Origin of the sequence: Rhodococcus sp. APC 3903 (genome assembly GCF_030407755.1) — a bacterium.
GTDB lineage: Bacteria > Actinomycetota > Actinomycetes > Mycobacteriales > Mycobacteriaceae > Rhodococcus_F > Rhodococcus_F erythropolis.
In genome coordinates this window covers 1-16807 of the sequence record NZ_JASDCV010000026.1, presented here as the reverse complement: position 1 = coordinate 16807, position 16807 = coordinate 1, and the positions used below count along the sequence as shown (strand labels likewise).

The following is a 16807-nucleotide window of genomic DNA, read 5'->3' as shown; positions in this document are numbered from 1 at the left end:
TAGGAACAGGTTCTACTTATTGTGGCAAGGGTTGTGCGAGAGGTGGAGTGATGGCTACCAGACCGACCTTCGATTTGATCGACGGACGCTTCTACAGCGGAGACCTCGGGAATGTGCGCGACGCATACGCCTGGATGCGTGATCACGAGCCCGTGTACCGAGACGACGCCAACGGAATCACCGCGGCCGCGAGCTACGACGCCGTCGTCGCAGCCGAGCGGGATCCCGAACTGTTCTCCAACGCCGGCGGCATCCGCCCCGAAACGGGTCCGTTGCCGCAGATGATCGACATGGACGACCCGCAGCACCTCACGCGTCGACGCTTGGTCAACGCGGGTTTCACACGTAAGAAGGTCGAAGCCAAGGCCGGCCGTATCCGGGAGATCTGCGATCAACTGATCGACGCCGTCTGTGAGAAAGGAGAAGCCGACTTCGTCGCAGACCTGGCGGCACCGCTTCCCATGGCCGTCATCGGCGACATGTTGGGTGTCCGTCCCGAGGAACGCGCGTTGTTTCTGCGGTGGTCGGATGATCTGGTGAAGGCATTGGGAAGCAACGCTTCCCAGGAGCAACTGCAGGCCATGATGGCTGCGTATGTCGACTTCACCGCGTACATGATGCGAACCATTGCCGAGCGGAGGAGCGAGCCGGCCGACGATTTGGTGAGCACATTGATTCACAGTGCGGTCGACGGCGAGGCCCTCTCCGATCAGGAAATCGTCAACGAGTCCCTACTGATACTCATCGGCGGTGACGAGACCACACGGCACGTCCTGAGCGGCGGCATGGAGCAGCTGCTGCGCCATCCGGACCAGCATCGAGCGCTGGCCGACGATCCAGATGCCATTCCCTTGGCAATGGAGGAGATGTTGCGGTGGTCCTCGCCGATCAAGAACATGGCTCGAACCCTGACCCGTGATACCGATTTCTTCGGTGCGCAGTTGAAGGCAGGTGAGAAGATGCTGCTGCTCTTCGAATCGGCGAATTTCGACGAGTCCGTGTTCCTGAACGCCGAACGGTTCGATATCGGCCGCACACCGAATCCACACGTGGCCTTCGGCTTCGGAACGCATTTCTGTCTGGGTAATCAGCTGGCCAGGCTCGAGGGACGGATCATGTTCGAGCAACTCTTCGCCAGGCTGCCGGGAATGGCACTTGCCACCGACGCGCCGTTGCAGCGGCGTGCCGCCAACTTCGTGTCCGGTCTCGAATCGATGCCGGTGCGGTTTACCGCTTCGGCGCCGTCAGCCGGGTAGTTGGCAGTTGGGAGGCGCAGCATCTTCGGAGAGGGGGCTGCCCGCCGGATTGACGTAGACGACCTCGAGTACCAATGGTGTTGTCTGCGAGTTGTTTCCGATGTGCACATGATCTGAACCGCTCGGTTCGATCAAAGTATTTCCGGCGCTGTAGATCCCGTCGACGGAGCAATCGGATCGGTAGTGGCTCAACGTGCCCTGCGCGATCAGTGCGTAGAGCGTCCCGTCGTGGAAGTGCCAACCGGTGGAACCGCCGGGGTCGATGGTGATCTGACGCAGGATGTAGTCCTTGCCGTCGAAAGTCACCTGCCCGAGAATTTCACCGTGTACTCCCGTGCTCGGTGTTGCCGACGCATTGATCGGCGTCAGAGACAGCCCGATCGCTGCGGACACTGCAAGCAGAACCTGATGGCGTTTACGCATGAGCGGCCCTCCCAGACGGATGTGCTCCTGAGTGTCCTCCGTCGATGCCCGGTTTATCCCAGTTTTCGTGGATCCAGCACTGCGAAGGCAGAGGTATGCCCTTGAGAGGCGGTTACGCTCGTGCCATGCGGCAAGTCGCGACGAGGCGCCGGAGCCAGCCGCCGCCTGCGCGCTTCATGTTCGAGGCATTGATCGATCCGTACCGCCAGCCCGCCCGGCACTGGCTGGAACTTCTCGAGAGCGAGATCGCACCGGAGATCGTCAGGGCTGAAGAACCGGGGCTGGTGATCTGGTCGTCGATCTGGCCGGACCGCCCCGACGCCGTCATCCGATTCGACATCGAGGCGGTCGGAAACGGCACGATGCTGCGTTGGACGCTTTTCCTCGAAGATCCGATACCGTCGGAGGCGGAGGTCGTGCGGATGCGAAAGCGGCTCAACACCTTGATAAATGCGAATCTCAGGTTCAACTTCGGCCAATAAGTTGGATCACTGCCGCATTACTTGGTGTCGACTCGGCCGATCGGGTCGGCGTTGTCGCTGAACGCGGCCCGGGCCGCTGGCCAGCTGGTCTCATCGATGCGCAACGCGGTCCGAAGGTAGGCAGTACTCATCCGTTGGATGGCGGCGACCCGCTCTGGGTTCTCGTCAGTGGTCTCGGCGACTTCGTATCCGACGATTCCGCCGAGTGCGTGCTCGGCACCGTAGAAGGTCAGGAGGTCGGTGGCTCCGGGGCTGTGCGTGTAGGCGTCGGTGAACCAGTCAGGTCCGCGGCTGGACATCTTGGACTGGTCGTGGTCGCCCGCGACGACGAGTGTCGGCGTCGTCAGTTCCTGGAACGAGGGGCGCATGAACGGGAAGTTCGCCTGCGCGAAGGGATGCAGTTTCTCGCCGCCGAGACCGGTTGCTGCGAACAGGATTCCCGCGGTGACGCGGCTGTCGGACATGTCCTGGCCGACCTGGCCGGCCTCGTCGAAGATCCTTGCTCCGAGGAGCGACTGAGCGGTTTGCCCGCCCCAGGAGTGACCAGTGGCGGCAACTCGACTGCGGTCGATGCGGCCGGCAAGCCCGGGCACGGCAAATTCGATGGTGTCGAGCTGATCAAGGATGCGTGTGAGATCCGCGATCCTCTCGGTCCAGATCGTCGGGAAAACCGGGTGGTCGAACCCGAAACCGTTCCGGCGCGAGTCCAGATGTGTCGGCTGGATCACCACGAATCCGTGGGATGCCCAGAATGCCGTGAGTGGCGAGTATCCATCGAGGTTCCAGCCGTTGCCGTGGGAGAACACCACAACGGGGAGGTTCGTACCTGCTGCCGGAGCAGACACACGTACTTCCAGCGGGACAGGTCGATCGGGGGCGAACAACTCGACGGGGGCAACGGAGACGACCGGGGTGCCGGCGCCGATGATGCCGTTCAGAGTGTCGATCATTGATGAGGTCATGGCAAGTTCCTTGCTGAGGCTGCACCCTGCGATACTGTTTATCGGAGCGTCGTTCCGCAACATTACGGAGCGGTGTTCCGTAATGCAAACATATGTTGTGAGTCAGCGAGGAGTGCACATGGCTGATGCCCAGGACGAGCAGTCGCGCGTCGCCTCTCCCAAGCAAGTCGGTCGCCCACGTCGAAGCGAGCAGGTGCTGCTCGACGCGGCGGCAGCAGTGTTCGTAGAGTCCGGAGTCGACGCTCCGGTGCGGGAGATTGCGGCGAAGGCCGGCGTCGGCATGGGGACGATCTACCGCCACTTCCCGACGCGCCCCGAGTTGGTGGTCGCCGTATACCGACACCAAGTCGAGGCGTGTGCGGACGCGGGCCCACAGATGCTCGTGGAGAGTGCAACGCCGGAGGCGGCTTTGCGGGCATGGGTGGCTTTGTTCGTGGAGTTCCTGGTCACCAAGCACGGGCTCGCCGGCGCACTGCAAGGAGACAGCGCCGGGTCCGACGCTCTGCACGCCTACTTCGTCGACCGCCTCGTCCCGGTATGTGGCTCCCTCCTGGAGGCAGCGCTCGAGTCTGTTGGCACTGCTTCACGGGTCGATGCGTACAACGTGCTCAAAGGCATCGGGAACCTTTGTATCGGTGCTGGGTCCGATGCCCGGTACAAGGCCGAGGTCCTTGTACAACTATTCATCTCGGGCGTACTCGCGCGAGAGGTTCGTTGACGCTCGGCTCGGTCAGATCAACTCCGGATTCTCGGCGTACACCTCTTCGAGGATCGACATGTCGAACAGTTGGTCCGCCGTAATCTCCAGCCCCGCTTTCGACAGTGCTGCGATGTTCTGTTCGATCAGTTGGGGTGTCATCGTGAACAACCCGTTTGCTTTGGTATCTGCCGACACCACAAGATCGTTCTGTGCGGTGGCTTCCTTGATCTGCTCTTCGAGTTCCAGGTTCTGGTCCTTGCCGTAGACCTCGACGGCAAGCCGTGCCGACTCTGCCGGATCAGCGACCGCGTCCTTCCAGCCCTGGATCTCGGCCTTCAGGAATGCCTTGAGCTTGTCCCTCTCGTTGTCGATGGTGGACTGGAGAACCGTGAACGATTCGGCGACCAACGGCAGGTTGTAGTCCGCGAAGAGGAAGTGGGCGTTGGGGAAACCTTTGGCGGCCAGTGTGATCGGCTCGTTGGTCACGTAGGAGACCCAGCCGTCCACCTCGCCGTTCGCCAAGGGGCTCGGATCGAACTGCGCGGGCACGATCGTCATCTGGCTTTCAGTCAGGCCGTTGGCTGCCAGGAGCGCTCCGAAGACGAGCTGATTGGAATCCTGGACGCCGATCTTCTTGCCGATCATGTCCTGCGGTGAGTTGATCGGTGCCGCAGCGGAACTGACAATCGCAAACGGATTCTTCTGGAACGTCGCCCCGACGATCTTTGCCTCCAGTCCGTCGAGTACGGCGGGTGCTGTGAGCTGCGGTGCGGACATTCCGATCCACACCTTGCCGGTGTCCAAGCCGGCTTCGACGCCGGTACCGGCTGCGCCACCTGCCACCAGGTCTACATTCCCGAACCCGGCATCCTTGTAGTACCCCTTGTCGAGAGCGAAGTACTCACCGGCGAACTCGATGTTCTTGATCCAGGACAACTGCACTGCAACTGTTCCGAATTCGGAACCGTCGTCCGTGGTTCCGCCACTCGAACTGCTGGAGTCACTGCTACACGCGAGCAATGACGCACTACCGGCGACTGCGATGCCGGTCAGCGCGGAGTAGCGGAAGAAGGCCCTGCGGTCCAGCTGGCGGACGGGCTTGAATGGCGTCATGAATCGGAACACTAGGGCCAGTCGGTTTCGTTCAGTTTGCTTGGGAGAGAGAGTTTGTTGAGGTCGTGTTAACAGATGTCACGACTTGCCCGCCGAAGGACCGAAACGAGACAGAGCGATGCTTTCGAAGATCCCGACCACGGCGTAGAGGACGATCGACACCACGGTGATCACCACGATAGATGCCCACAATTCGTTGTACTGGTAGCGCGGAATGGCTTTGATCATGCTCGAACCCAAGCCTTGACCGCTACCGAGCCATTCGCCGATCAGTGCTCCGATCAAAGCGCCGGGCACTGACACCCTAGCGGCGGCGAACACCGCCGGAAGTGCGGACGGTACGGACACCATTCGCAATGCGGTCCAACGACTCCCGCCGTACGCAGCTATGAGGTCTTGTGCCTGAGCCGGAGCGGCACGTAGACCGACCATGATCATGACGAGGGCTGGGAAGAACACCACTATCGCAACCATGACCGTCACACCCACGATTCCGCGGCCGAATATCAGGACGATGATCGGGGTCATCGCAACGAGAGGAACAGATCGTAGAAGCATTGCAACGGGCATGAAAGTCTGTTCGACAGTGCGGGAAACGACGAAGATCGACGCCACCACGAGCGCGGCAGTCATTCCGACGGCAAAGCCGACACCGGCGTCGCGCAGAGTGATGAACAGGTTGTCGATGATGCCCGAACGAGCGTCGGCGGACTTAGGACCGGAGAACAGGTACTCCCAGACGTCGGCCGGCGTCTTTCCCACACGCGGGCCGACCTGGGGGAAGGCGTTGAGGAAGACCACCCAGATGACAAGCAGCAGTGCCGAGGCGATGGCAATCGGAGCGAGGAATCTCAATGTTCCTCGTACCGCGGTCATTTCTGTGCTCCCGGAGCGCTCGTCCACGGGGTGACGAGCCGGGCGATCGCTGCGACGACGGCGTATCCCAGGCCGGCGAGCAAGGCGGCGGCGATGGCCATTCCCCACGTTCGCGGGACGTTGTACGACGTCTGAGCGGCCGTGAGTGCGACGCCGATCCCGCTGTCCACCCCGCCGAGATACTCTCCGAGGATGGCACCGAGTACAGCCGAGGGTGCAGCAATCTTGAGGGCGGCAAAGGTGCTCGGAAGTGCGCTCACCAGTTGAACTTTGGTGAACTTCTGCCAACGCCCACCGCCGTAGGCGGCAACGAGATCGAGGCTCGTCTTGTCTGCCGATCTCAGGCCTGCGAGTGTGCCGACCATCGTGGTGAAGAAGCAGTACATCGCGGCGAGAAAGATCGTGGGGGTCCGGCCGCCGAAGACGACCAGGATGATTGGGCCAAGCGCCAACAGCGGTGTGCAGTAGCTCAGGATCGCCAATTGTGTGGCCAATCCCTCGATGGGCGGAATGAGGACGACAAGCACGGCAAGCGTGATCGCCAGCAGATTTCCCCAGAGAAAGCCCTGCAGCGCACCGGAAGCCGTGACGGTGAAATTGGGTCCGTAGAGCGACCAACCGTCGTCGAACATCGTCGAGACAACCACCCACGGCGTCGGAATCGTACCTCCCGCAACACCGGCCGCCGCCAGAATCCACCAGAGAGCGATCAGTCCGCAGATGCCGACTGCACCGCCGAACCACGTTGGACGCTTCAATCGGATCCGGCGCGGCACAGATGGCTGCGCCGCCGCGGTCGCGACGTTCTCGATATCGGTAATTGTCATGCGACGCCTGCTTTTCCGAAGAGCAGTCCGGAGAGGTAGTCGTGGATCTCGTGGAACTCGGGTGTACGCATCATCTCGGGAGTACGCGGGCGCGGCAGGTCGATCGGCACGACTTCGAGGACGCGTCCGGGCCTCGGCGTCATGACGGCAACGACGTCGGAGAGGAACACGGCTTCGGCGATTCCGTGAGTCACCATCAACGTGGTCGCCGGTTTCTCGGTCCAGATCCTGAGCAATTCGATGTTGAGCCGTTGGCGGGTCATGTCGTCCAGTGCGCCGAAGGGTTCGTCGAGTAGCAGGACACTCGGCTTGACCACGAGCGATCGTGCGATCGACACACGCTGACGCATACCGCCGGACAATTGAGCGGGCTTGGCCTTCTCGAATCCTTCGAGGCCGACGAGAGCGATCAGGTCGGCGATCTGGTCGGGGTCGGGATCGATGCCGGCAACCTGAAGCGGCAGTTTGATGTTGGAGGTCACCGTCCGCCACGGCAGCAAAGCCGAATCCTGGAAGGCGATTCCGAGTTCGCGGCGCTTGCGTAACTCGGCGGGCGACTGTCCGTTGACAAGTGCTGTTCCCGACGTCGGAGTGTCGAGGCCCGCAAGGATGCGGAGAACGGTGGACTTCCCGCATCCGGACGGCCCGAGCAGAGACAGAAAGGAGCCTTCGCTGGTTTGAAGGGACACGTCGGTCAACGCGGTCACCGACCGACGACCCATCTCGAAGGTCTTGCCGAGGCCGGAGATGTCGAGACCGGTTCCAGCGGGGCGAGGTGTGGTGACGGGACTGGTCATTCCCGCACAGTACGAACGTCCGGTTGCGGTCATGTTGCCTGCGCGTCACCGCTGCGTGAGGCTGGTTCGGCGTCTCCTGTCACAGCGCCGTGGTGAGATGGACGTCTGGACGGAGTGAGGGGAGCGAAGATTGCTGAAGTTGTACCGGGCCGAGCGTTCGGACACCTTGGTCTCGGCGTTGGCCACGCTCCTCCGTACACCGCTGTCGGATCCATTCGCCCGGGAAACTGTTGCGGTGCCGGCCAAGGGCGTCGAGCGTTGGCTCAATCAGCGGCTGTCCTCCCAGCTAGGCACGTCCGGACCGTCAGCAGTGGACGGAATTTCTGCGAACATCGCGTTTCCTTCACCCGCGCGCCTGGTCGCGGAGTCCGTGGCCGCGGTCAGTGGAATCACGGCTGACGACGACCCATGGTCGCCGACGCGATTGGTGTGGACGGTTCTCGACGTGATCGACGAGTCCCTCGGCGAGCCCTGGTGCGGAGTCCTGGCGAAGCATCTCGAAGGCCATCGTGAAGGTCGACGGTTTGCCTCCGCCACACATGTCACCGAACTCTTCCGCAGCTATGCCGCGCAACGCCCGCAGATGCTGATCGACTGGGCCGCCGGGCGGTTGACCGACGGACACGGATTGGCGCTGTCGGAGGATTTCGAATGGCAGGCACGTCTGTGGTGCATCGTCGCGGACAAGATCGACGTTCCGGGGCCCGCAGAGCGACTGGGGCAAGTGAGCCGCGCGCTGGTCGAGGACCCGGCCTTGGTCGACCTACCGGAACGCCTGTCGGTCTTCGGGCCGACCCGGCTGCCGGTCGATCAGCGAATGATCTTGAGCGCACTCAGTGCGAATCGGGACGTGCACATCTGGCTCCCGCATCCCAGCCCCGCGCTGTGGACCAAGATGAGCTCGCGCATACCGCCTCGAAGTGAGAGCACGATTCGACGTTCGGAAGACGGGTCAGCGCTGATATCCGCCAATCCGTTGCTGTCGAGTCTTGCTCGCGACGTTCGTGAACTTCAGATCAGCCTCGGTGCCGCCGAGTTCGAGTCGGTGCATCTTCCCGAACCAGCCGGCCCGAAATCCCTCCTGGCGACGGTCAAGGCCGATGTCATCGCAGATCGTGCTCCCAGCGTTGCAGCGGAACCGGATGGGACAGTTCAGGTCCACGCTTGCCACGGGCCGGCACGGCAGGTCGAGGTGCTCCGCGAATGCCTGCTCCGATTGTTCGAGGACGACCCGACATTGCAGCCGCGCGACGTACTCGTGATGTGCCCGGACGTCGAAACGTACGCACCTTTGGTTCGTGCTGCATTCGGGCAAGGCGTCCATGGCCACCCGGGGCATCTCCTTCGAGTAAGGCTGGCAGACCGCGGATTACGTCAGACCAATCCTGTCCTGGCCGTTCTCGGCTCTCTCCTCGAATTGGCCGACGGCCGGGCTACAGCCAGTGAGGTTCTCGACCTGGCAGCGGCTGAGCCCGTCCGCACACGTTTTTCGTGGGGCGACGACGAATTGGAAAGACTGCGGGAATGGACGACGGAAGCGGGTGCTCGCTGGGGAATCGGTAGTCGGCAGCGTGCCACATTCGGTCTCGATGCATTTCCGCAGAACACCTTCAACACCGCCATGGACCGAATCTTGTTGGGGGTCAGCGCGGACGAATCGGAAAATGCCTGGTTGGATCTCGCGCTGCCACTCGATGACGTGGACGGCACAGACATCGATCTGAGTGGACGTTTCGCAGAGTTCGTAGATCGCCTGGCAGTCTCGCTTCGCGATCTTGCCGGTCCACATTCGCCGGCCGAATGGCTTCGTGTGCTGATGCGGGCCCTGGATCTGCTGACCGACACTGCGCCCGCCGATTCCTGGCAGAGTGCGGGGGCCCACCGCGAACTGGTAGCTGCTGTCGAATTCGGCGGAGAGACGGTGTTACGTCTGGCCGATGTTCGCGCGATGCTCTCGCGCAGCCTCGCGGGCAGACCTACGCGTGCCAACTTCCGAACCGGCGAACTGACGGTGTGCACGATGGTTCCGATGCGTTCGGTGCCGCATCGCGTGGTCGTGCTGATCGGACTCGACGACGAGGTGTTCCCTCGAACCGGTGGAGTCGACGGCGACGACATCTTGTCCCGTGATCCCGTTGTGGGGGAGCGCGATCTGCGCAGTGAAGACCGGCAACTGCTTCTCGATGCCGTGATGTCTGCGGGCGAGCATCTGATTCTGTTGTATACCGGTGCCGATCCGGTCACCGGTGTCGTCAGACCACCGGCGATCCCCCTCAGTGGCCTTCTCGATGTACTCAGTGCGACGGTGGGCCCGGAAGCGATCAACGGGGTGCTGACTCGACACCCGTTGCAATCGTTCGACAATCGAAACTTCTCGCCGGATCAGCCGTTCAGCTTCGACACGGCAGCGCTGGCCGGTGCCAGGGCTGCTGCCGGAACGCCGATCGAATTGCCGACAGTCTTGTCGGCCAAGCTACTCGAGGTGCATCCGAAGGAAGTGAACCTTGCCGACCTGGTGAACTTCCTCGTACACCCCGCCCGTGGTTTTCTGCGCCAACGCCTCGGCGTCCGGGTACCGGAACTCGACGACGACATCGCGGATTCGCTGGCAACCGAGCTCGATCCACTGTCCACCTGGGCTCTGGGTGACCGGATGCTTCTCTCGCGCTTGGCTGGACGCAGCTCGGCGGATTTCCGTGCAGCCGAGTGGCGCCGCGGTACTTTGCCGCCCTACAACCTGGGCGCCTCGGTTCTGGGCAACGTCGAGTGGGTGGTAGACCAACTTGCCGGTCTTGCATTGCCACACCTCGAGGGCGACTCCGAGGCTGTCGACGTCGACATCGACCTCGGTGACGGGCATCGTCTCACCGGAACGGTAACCGGTGTGCACGGCAATTCAGTGGTGCGAGCGTCGTATTCCTCACTGGCGCCTAAACATCGAATGACGGCCTGGATAAACCTGCTCGCCTTGAAAGCGCACGGACGACCCGGTGCGCTCGATGCAGTCTCCATCGGACGGGGTCGGGGAAAGATAGCAGCGGCACGGTCGGTGCTCGATGCGCCAGGCAATGCGGTCGAGATCCTGCAGCAACTGGTGGACCTACGCGAGCGGGGGCTGCAGCGTCCGTTGCCGATGTGGGCCGCTACTTCAGCCGAATATGCGCGCCGACGCTTTGGTGGCGAGTCGGTCGACGATGCGACAAACGGTGCGGACACCCAGTGGACCGGGCAGTACGGCGAGATGATCGATCCGAGCAACGCTTACGTTTTCGGAGAAGCTCGAACACTGGCGGAGTTGGCTGCGGATCCGCCGTCGGACGACGAATTCGTCTGGGCCGAGGAACCGACTCGATTCGGAGTTCTCGCCCGACGACTGTGGGATCCGTTGCTGACCAACGAAAGAGCGGAGTAACCCGTGGACTTCGACCTTTTGGGGCCGCTACCGACCGGCACCACGGTGTTGGAAGCGAGCGCCGGAACTGGCAAGACCTACGCGATCGTCGGACTCGCAACCCGTTGTGTTGCCGAAGGTCTCGCTGACATTTCGCAAGTTCTGCTGGTGACATTCAGCCGGGCCGCCACTCAGGAACTTCGTGAGCGTGCCAGGGAGAGGTTCGCCGGAGTGTCCGCCGCTCTGGTCGACCCGGAGGCGGCGAGGCGGTCGGATGATGATCTGGTGTCGTACCTCGCCACAGCTGACGACGAGGAGATCGGCGTGCGGCGTCGTCGACTCCTGCGCGCTCTCGCGGAGTTCGACGCCGGCACCATCACGACCACCCACAGTTTCTGTCAGAGGATGCTCGACGGACTCGGCATCGCCGGGGAACGCGAACCCGACACAACTTTTGTGGAGTCGGTCGACGACCTGATCAGTGAGGTCGTCTCGGATTTGTACCTCAGCCGCTACAGCCGGACGGACTCGTCTCCACCGTTCTCCACGAAGGACGCGCTGGCCATTGCCCGAAGCGCAGTCGGCGATGGCCAGGCAATTCTCGAACCCGACGGCGAGGAGGAGACCGCTCCCGGTCAGCGAGTCCTGTTCGCGGCGGCTGCTCGTCTCGAGGTTGAACGACGTAAGCGGACCAAAGGAATTCGCGACTTCAACGATCTCCTGACGCTGCTGCACGGCGTGTTGACGGATCCGGAATACGGCCCCGTCGCGTGCCGTCGGGTGCGCGAGAAGTTCAAGGTCGTGCTGATCGACGAGTTCCAGGACACCGATCCGTTGCAGTGGGACATTCTGCGGTTGGCCTTCCACGGTCACACCACCCTGGTCCTGGTCGGTGATCCCAAACAAGCCATCTATGCGTTCCGCGGGGCAGAAGTCCTGAGTTATCTCGATGCGGTCAATCAGGCGGATGCGCACCAGGAGTTGACCACCAATTGGCGCAGCGATCCAGGGTTGTTGGCGGCACTCGAACACCTCTACGGCGGCGCCGCACTGGGTAACGAGGGCATCGTCGCGCATCCAGTAGAGGCTTCGCACAAGAAGTCTCGGTTGTCCGGCCCGGTGCCGATGCGTGTACGCCATCTGCCGCGTACCGGAGCCGGACCGCTCAATCGTTCGGGATTTCCGGCCGTCGGCAGACTTCGCAGTCGCGTCGCCGACGACGTCGCAGCAGACGTGGTCGGACTGCTGGGCAGCGATGCCCGCTTGGCAGTCGACGGTGATCCGCGCCCGGTCGAGCCGGGAGACGTCGCGGTATTGGTGCGCACCCACAAGCAGGTGGCGATGATTCGCGATGCCCTCGATGCCGTAGGTGTACCGTCCGTATTGACCGGCGGTTCCAGTGTTTTCGCGACACCCAGCGCAACACAGTGGCTGTGGCTGCTGCAGGCGATCGAGCAGCCACACCGGTCTGATCGCGTCCGGTTGACCGCCCTCTCTCCGATTTTCGGGCGCACCGCCGAAGAATTGGACGTCGATGGCGACAACGTCGTCGCGGAACTCGCGGGTCAACTGCGCTCGTACTCCGGGTTGTTCGCACGCGTCGGGTTCGCGGCCGTGTTCGAAAGGATCTCCGCCGAAACGAATCTGGAGAAGCGTGTACTCGCGGCCTCGTCCGGCGAACGAGATTTCACCGATCTGCGGCACGTCGCACAACTTCTCGGCCGCGTCGCCACCGAGGAAGCGTTCGGGTTGAGCGCATTGGTTCGCTGGCTCTCCGATCGGATCAAGGACCCGACGTCCGGGAGTGCCACCGACAGAAGCCGTCGCCTCGACAGCGATGCTGCCGCTGTACAAATCGCAACCGTGCACGCCACCAAAGGGCTCGAATTCCCGATCGTCTACGTCCCGTTCAGTTGGGAGAGCGTGGGCGGCTTCAACTCTCCGACGCAGTTGTTGCACGATCCGGATGGGCGCCGCATCCTCGACGTCGGTGGGCAGGAAGGCCCGGGGCACAACGCCAGAAAGACTGTTGCGGAGGCTGAAGAAGCGGGCGAAGAACTGCGGCTGCTGTACGTGGCGCTGACCCGGGCGCAGTGCCAACTAGTGCTCTGGTGGGCGCCCAGCTACGGGACCTCACGCTCGCCACTGCACCGGTTGATGCTCGGACGTACACCCGGCATCGCCGAACCTGCTCGGGTAGTGAAGGTGCTCGACGACGGTACAACCGCAGCACGACTCGCGACGTGGCCAGCAGCAGCTTCCGATGTGATCTCGGTGGAACCAGTAGGTCCACATCCACCGTCGCCCGTCCAGTGGTCCGGTGCAGCCGCGAACGTGACCGAACTGGCCGCGGCGCGTTTCGATCGAGACCTGGACACTCTCTGGCGTCGTACGTCGTACTCGGCACTGACCGCCGGAGCGCACCACGCGGTCACGAGCACCGACAGTGAGGTAGAGGATCCCGAAAAGGACGACGAGCCGGAGGATTCCGTAGACGTCGGGACCGTCACCCCCTCACCGCTGGAGGCGTTGCCTTCACCGATGAACGGTCTTCCGGCGGGCGCCGCATTCGGCACGCTGGTGCATGAAGTGCTCGAGGTGGTGGACACTGCTGCTTCAGACCTGAGAGCGGAACTCCGTATACGCTGCGCGGAGGCGGTCTCGGTTCGGGCGGCCGAGGTCGACTCCGAAGCACTCGCGGATGCGTTGTTGCTGGTGATGCAGACTCCACTGGGATTCGGAACCTTGGCCACGATCGCGCCGAAAGATCGTCTTCCCGAACTCGATTTCGAACTCCCACTGGCCGGTGGCGACGATCCGGTGTCGATGAGTGTCACACTTCGCGGAGTGTCGGAACTGTTGAGGCGACACCTTCCCCCGGACGACATTCTGGCGTCTTACGCCGACCATCTTGAGCGTGTCGAGACGTCACCGATGCGCGGGTTCCTGACGGGCAGTATCGACGCCGTCTTGCGGATCCCGGGCCCGTCGTTCGTGATCGTCGACTACAAGACAAATCGGCTGGGCCGCGGCGATCTGACGGCTGCCAACTACACGCGCGAACTCATGGCGACGGAGATGATGCGCTCGCACTATCCCTTGCAGGCACTGCTGTATTCGGTTGCGCTGCATCGGTATCTGCGGTGGCGACTGCCCGACTACGATCCGCATCGCCATCTCGGGGGTGCGCAGTATCAATTCGTGCGTGGGATGCTCGGCCCGGACAGTCCGCCGGAATGTGGTGTATTCGAATGGAAACCGCCTGCTCAGCTGACGGTTGAACTATCGGATCTGCTGGCCGGTCTTGATGCGTCCCACACAGTAGGGGAGAAGATTCGATGACCGAGGCGCAATTGGCGCAGCGCGCCAAAGGGATCGTGCGAATCTTCAACGAAGCCGGGGTTCTGGTTGCCGCCGATGTTCATGTCGCGACGAGAGTGTGCAGCCTGGGCGGTGAAACTTCCGAAGAAGTGATGCTGGCCGCAGCGTTGGCAGTTCGGGCCGTGCGATCAGGTTCGGTGTGCCTCGATCTACGACGGATGCGCGACGTGAGCGTCGACAATGCGACGGAAGACGAACTCACGTCGTTGCCGTGGCCCGAACCGTCGGAGATCGTTGCCGCCCTTCGGCTGAGCCCTCTGGTGACCGGCGGCAACGCCGGACCGCTCAGGCCCCTCCGGTTGGTCGACACGGACGACGGTGAGCTTCTCTACCTCGATCGGTACTTTCTGCAGGAGCAGACGATTCGGCGAGTGCTCGACGAGCGTGCGTCCACGTGGCCGCCCGCCGACCTGAAAGCGGTCCGAACGCGCCTGGATTCGCTGTTCGTAGACGAGAAGGGGCCGACCACCAGCCCTGATCGTCAACGGATAGCCGCTGCTCTCGCCGCGACACAGTGGACGACGGTCATCGCCGGTGGGCCCGGAACCGGCAAAACCCATACGGTTGCACGTATTCTCGCTCTCCTGTCGGAGGAACTGGGTTCGAATGCCCGCATCGGGCTGGCCGCACCGACGGGCAAAGCCGCAGCACGTCTGCAAGAGTCCGTACGTGAGCAGACCGCGAGCCTTGGCCTTCCCGAAGAACTAGCGGCCATGACCCTGCACCGGCTACTCGGTTGGCAGCGGGGGAGTTCGAGCCGTTTCAAATACAATGCGACCAACAGACTTCCCTACGACGTGGTCGTCGTCGACGAGACGTCGATGGTCTCCCTCACCTTGATGGCGCGCCTGCTCGAAGCGGTTCGCCCCGATGCCCGGCTACTGCTCGTCGGCGATCCCGATCAGTTGACCTCAGTCGACGCCGGCGCTGTTCTTGCTGACCTTGTCGCCCGCCCGGTAGAAGTCAGTAGAAATCCGGCGCTGACACAGTTGGTGGGTGACGATCTCACGGCCACTGGTTCCGAAGAGGCGCTGAGTGCGGATGAGCAGGATCGTCTGCGGGGCGGGATCATTCAACTCTCACGTGGGCGCCGCTTCGACGGAACCATCGCGTCGTTGGCCAGGGCAGTTCGAGCGGGAGATTCCGCTGAGGTTCTGCGCATCCTGCGTAGTGGCGATCCCGCAGTCTCCTTCCATTCTCCCGAGGATGTTGACGCATTGCGCGCCGATATCGTTGCGAGTTCAGAGGTGGTGACGAGGTCGGCCGAGGAGGGTGATGCGATCGGCGCCCTGAAAGGCCTGGAATCGCACCGCCTTCTGTGCGCGCACCGTGACGGACCGTACGGTGTCGGGCGGTGGGCGCAACAGGCGATGGAGTGGGTCGGCACGGCATCAGGGCAATTTCTGGATCCGACGAGGTGGTATCCGGGCCAACCCCTGTTGGTGACGGCCAACGACTACGAGGCCAAGATCTACAACGGGGATGCCGGGGTGATCGTGCAGCGTGAGGATGGCGTTCCTATTGCCGCATTCCAGCGGGGGAGTGATGCGTTTCTGATTCACCCGAGCCAACTCTCGTCGGTGCAGACCGTTTACGCGATGACGATTCACCGGAGCCAGGGCAGCCAGTACGACACGGTATCGGTGATGCTGCCGGCCGAGGCGTCGTCACTACTGACCCGGGAGTTGTTGTACACGGCGATCACTCGCGCCAGAAACCATGTGAGGGTAATCGGCACGGAGGATTCCGTGAGGGCGGGAGTTCAGCGACAGGTGCTCAGGGCAAGTGGGCTGCGTCGGGAGATCCGTCCGTACGACGGGCCGTGAAAGTCGGATGTTGCGGATTCTCTTGGTCATTCGTTGTATACGACGAACACCTTGCGCACGGTCTCGGTGACCGTCCACGTACCCTTCCATCCGATTGGGAAGATTGCACTCGTCCCGGCAATGAGATGTACGGGATCGCCGTCGTCCTCCTCGACGGTCATGGCGCCGGAGACGATAGTGATGATCTCGCCGCGGGTGAGGAACTCCCACCGCGACTTTCCCGGTTCGCTCTCCCAGACTCCGGATTGAATGCGGCCGTCGTCACTGGTGAACTCGACATCTGCACGAGTGATGATGTCTCCGGCGAGTGGCTCTGCACTGGGTTGGCCGAGCAGTGCTTGCTGGAAGATCCCACTTGCGCTGTTCAACTCTGCGGCACGGAAGGTAATGGTCACAATTCAATCCTGACTTTCGAAACTCATGTGAATCATCGGACTTGTCGATGATGTCGTGTGTCTGCTGGGTCGGGATAGGTTCACTTGTCGCATCTTTCGGCACTTCGCTCGTACAGATGTTGAAAGTGCGATCACCCACCACTTGGCCGGGGTTGAGGGACCCAGCTGACGCCGAAACAGGCCCGAGCCCATGACAAAACCGCCCCCGTCCGTGATTTCGAACGAGGGTGATCGGTTGTGCGGCCTTACGTGGTGGACGCTGTCAACGAGGTGATGAAGCGCTCGGCTGCCGCGTCGACCTCGGCGTCGGGGGTGAGCAATTTCTGCAGCAACAGTCCTCGCAGACATGCGGTTGCGATGATGCTCTGCTGCTTTGCA

Annotated in this window: 13 protein-coding genes; 6 read left to right on the top strand and 7 right to left on the bottom strand. The window is 62.5% G+C overall.

Annotated features, from left to right (window positions below; genetic code table 11):
* The first annotated feature begins 50 nt into the window (after nucleotides 1–50).
* Nucleotides 51–1256: a cytochrome P450 gene (locus QMA15_RS27430; RefSeq protein ID WP_047890335.1), complete on the top strand. Its 1206-nt coding sequence runs from the start codon at nucleotides 51–53 to the stop codon at nucleotides 1254–1256.
* Here QMA15_RS27430 and QMA15_RS27425 read toward each other — a convergent pair.
* On the bottom strand, nucleotides 1245–1679 hold the full coding sequence (locus tag QMA15_RS27425) for a cupin (protein WP_003945598.1): 435 nt from the start codon (nucleotides 1677–1679) through the stop codon (nucleotides 1245–1247). The two genes, QMA15_RS27430 and QMA15_RS27425, sit on opposite strands and share 12 nt — an antisense overlap.
* Nucleotides 1680–1804: 125 nt before the next feature.
* Between QMA15_RS27425 and QMA15_RS27420 the strand changes: the two genes are divergently transcribed.
* Nucleotides 1805–2161 (top strand): hypothetical protein, encoded by a 357-nt coding sequence (locus QMA15_RS27420; protein WP_279163071.1) that lies wholly within the window; start codon nucleotides 1805–1807, stop codon nucleotides 2159–2161.
* Between the two features lie 17 nt (nucleotides 2162–2178).
* Here QMA15_RS27420 and QMA15_RS27415 read toward each other — a convergent pair whose 3' ends face one another.
* Nucleotides 2179–3123, bottom strand: coding sequence for an alpha/beta fold hydrolase (locus QMA15_RS27415; RefSeq protein WP_279163072.1), 945 nt, complete (start codon nucleotides 3121–3123; stop codon nucleotides 2179–2181).
* A gap of 118 nt (nucleotides 3124–3241) precedes the next feature.
* Between QMA15_RS27415 and QMA15_RS27410 the strand changes: the two genes are divergently transcribed.
* Nucleotides 3242–3841, top strand: coding sequence for a TetR/AcrR family transcriptional regulator (locus tag QMA15_RS27410; protein ID WP_279163073.1), 600 nt, complete (start codon nucleotides 3242–3244; stop codon nucleotides 3839–3841).
* A 12-nt stretch (nucleotides 3842–3853) separates the two neighbouring features.
* Here the strand turns inward: QMA15_RS27410 and QMA15_RS27405 are convergent, their stop codons facing one another.
* The 4 genes from QMA15_RS27405 to QMA15_RS27390 form a co-directional block, all read right to left on the bottom strand.
* Nucleotides 3854–4936 (bottom strand): ABC transporter substrate-binding protein, encoded by a 1083-nt coding sequence (locus QMA15_RS27405; RefSeq protein WP_020968444.1) that lies wholly within the window; start codon nucleotides 4934–4936, stop codon nucleotides 3854–3856.
* A 78-nt stretch (nucleotides 4937–5014) separates the two neighbouring features.
* Nucleotides 5015–5812: an ABC transporter permease subunit gene (locus tag QMA15_RS27400; RefSeq protein WP_003945590.1), complete on the bottom strand. Its 798-nt coding sequence runs from the start codon at nucleotides 5810–5812 to the stop codon at nucleotides 5015–5017.
* Entirely contained in the window at nucleotides 5809–6639 is an 831-nt protein-coding gene (locus QMA15_RS27395) for an ABC transporter permease subunit (protein WP_003945560.1), read from the bottom strand. The genes QMA15_RS27400 and QMA15_RS27395 overlap by 4 nt, the downstream gene beginning before the upstream one ends.
* Nucleotides 6636–7469, bottom strand: coding sequence for an ABC transporter ATP-binding protein (locus QMA15_RS27390; protein WP_020906250.1), 834 nt, complete (start codon nucleotides 7467–7469; stop codon nucleotides 6636–6638). Before QMA15_RS27390 ends, QMA15_RS27395 begins: the two co-directional genes overlap by 4 nt.
* 97 nt (nucleotides 7470–7566) lie before the next feature.
* Between QMA15_RS27390 and recC the strand changes: the two genes are divergently transcribed.
* Genes recC through recD form a run of 3 tightly spaced genes read left to right on the top strand, consistent with a single transcriptional unit; the run spans nucleotide 7567 to nucleotide 16034 of the window.
* The gene (gene recC, locus QMA15_RS27385) at nucleotides 7567–10848 is read left to right on the top strand and encodes an exodeoxyribonuclease V subunit gamma (RefSeq protein WP_290287479.1); all 3282 of its coding nucleotides are present in this window, start codon (nucleotides 7567–7569) and stop codon (nucleotides 10846–10848) included.
* Between the two features lie 3 nt (nucleotides 10849–10851).
* On the top strand, nucleotides 10852–14169 hold the full coding sequence (locus QMA15_RS27380; protein WP_046377940.1) for a UvrD-helicase domain-containing protein: 3318 nt from the start codon (nucleotides 10852–10854) through the stop codon (nucleotides 14167–14169).
* A complete protein-coding gene (gene recD / locus QMA15_RS27375) occupies nucleotides 14166–16034 on the top strand; it encodes an exodeoxyribonuclease V subunit alpha (RefSeq protein ID WP_142006513.1) in 1869 nt (622 codons plus the stop codon). Before QMA15_RS27380 ends, recD begins: the two co-directional genes overlap by 4 nt.
* Nucleotides 16035–16060: 26 nt before the next feature.
* Here recD and QMA15_RS27370 read toward each other — a convergent pair whose 3' ends face one another.
* Nucleotides 16061–16429, bottom strand: coding sequence for a cupin domain-containing protein (locus QMA15_RS27370; protein ID WP_019746921.1), 369 nt, complete (start codon nucleotides 16427–16429; stop codon nucleotides 16061–16063).
* Between the last annotated feature and the right edge of the window lie 378 nt (nucleotides 16430–16807).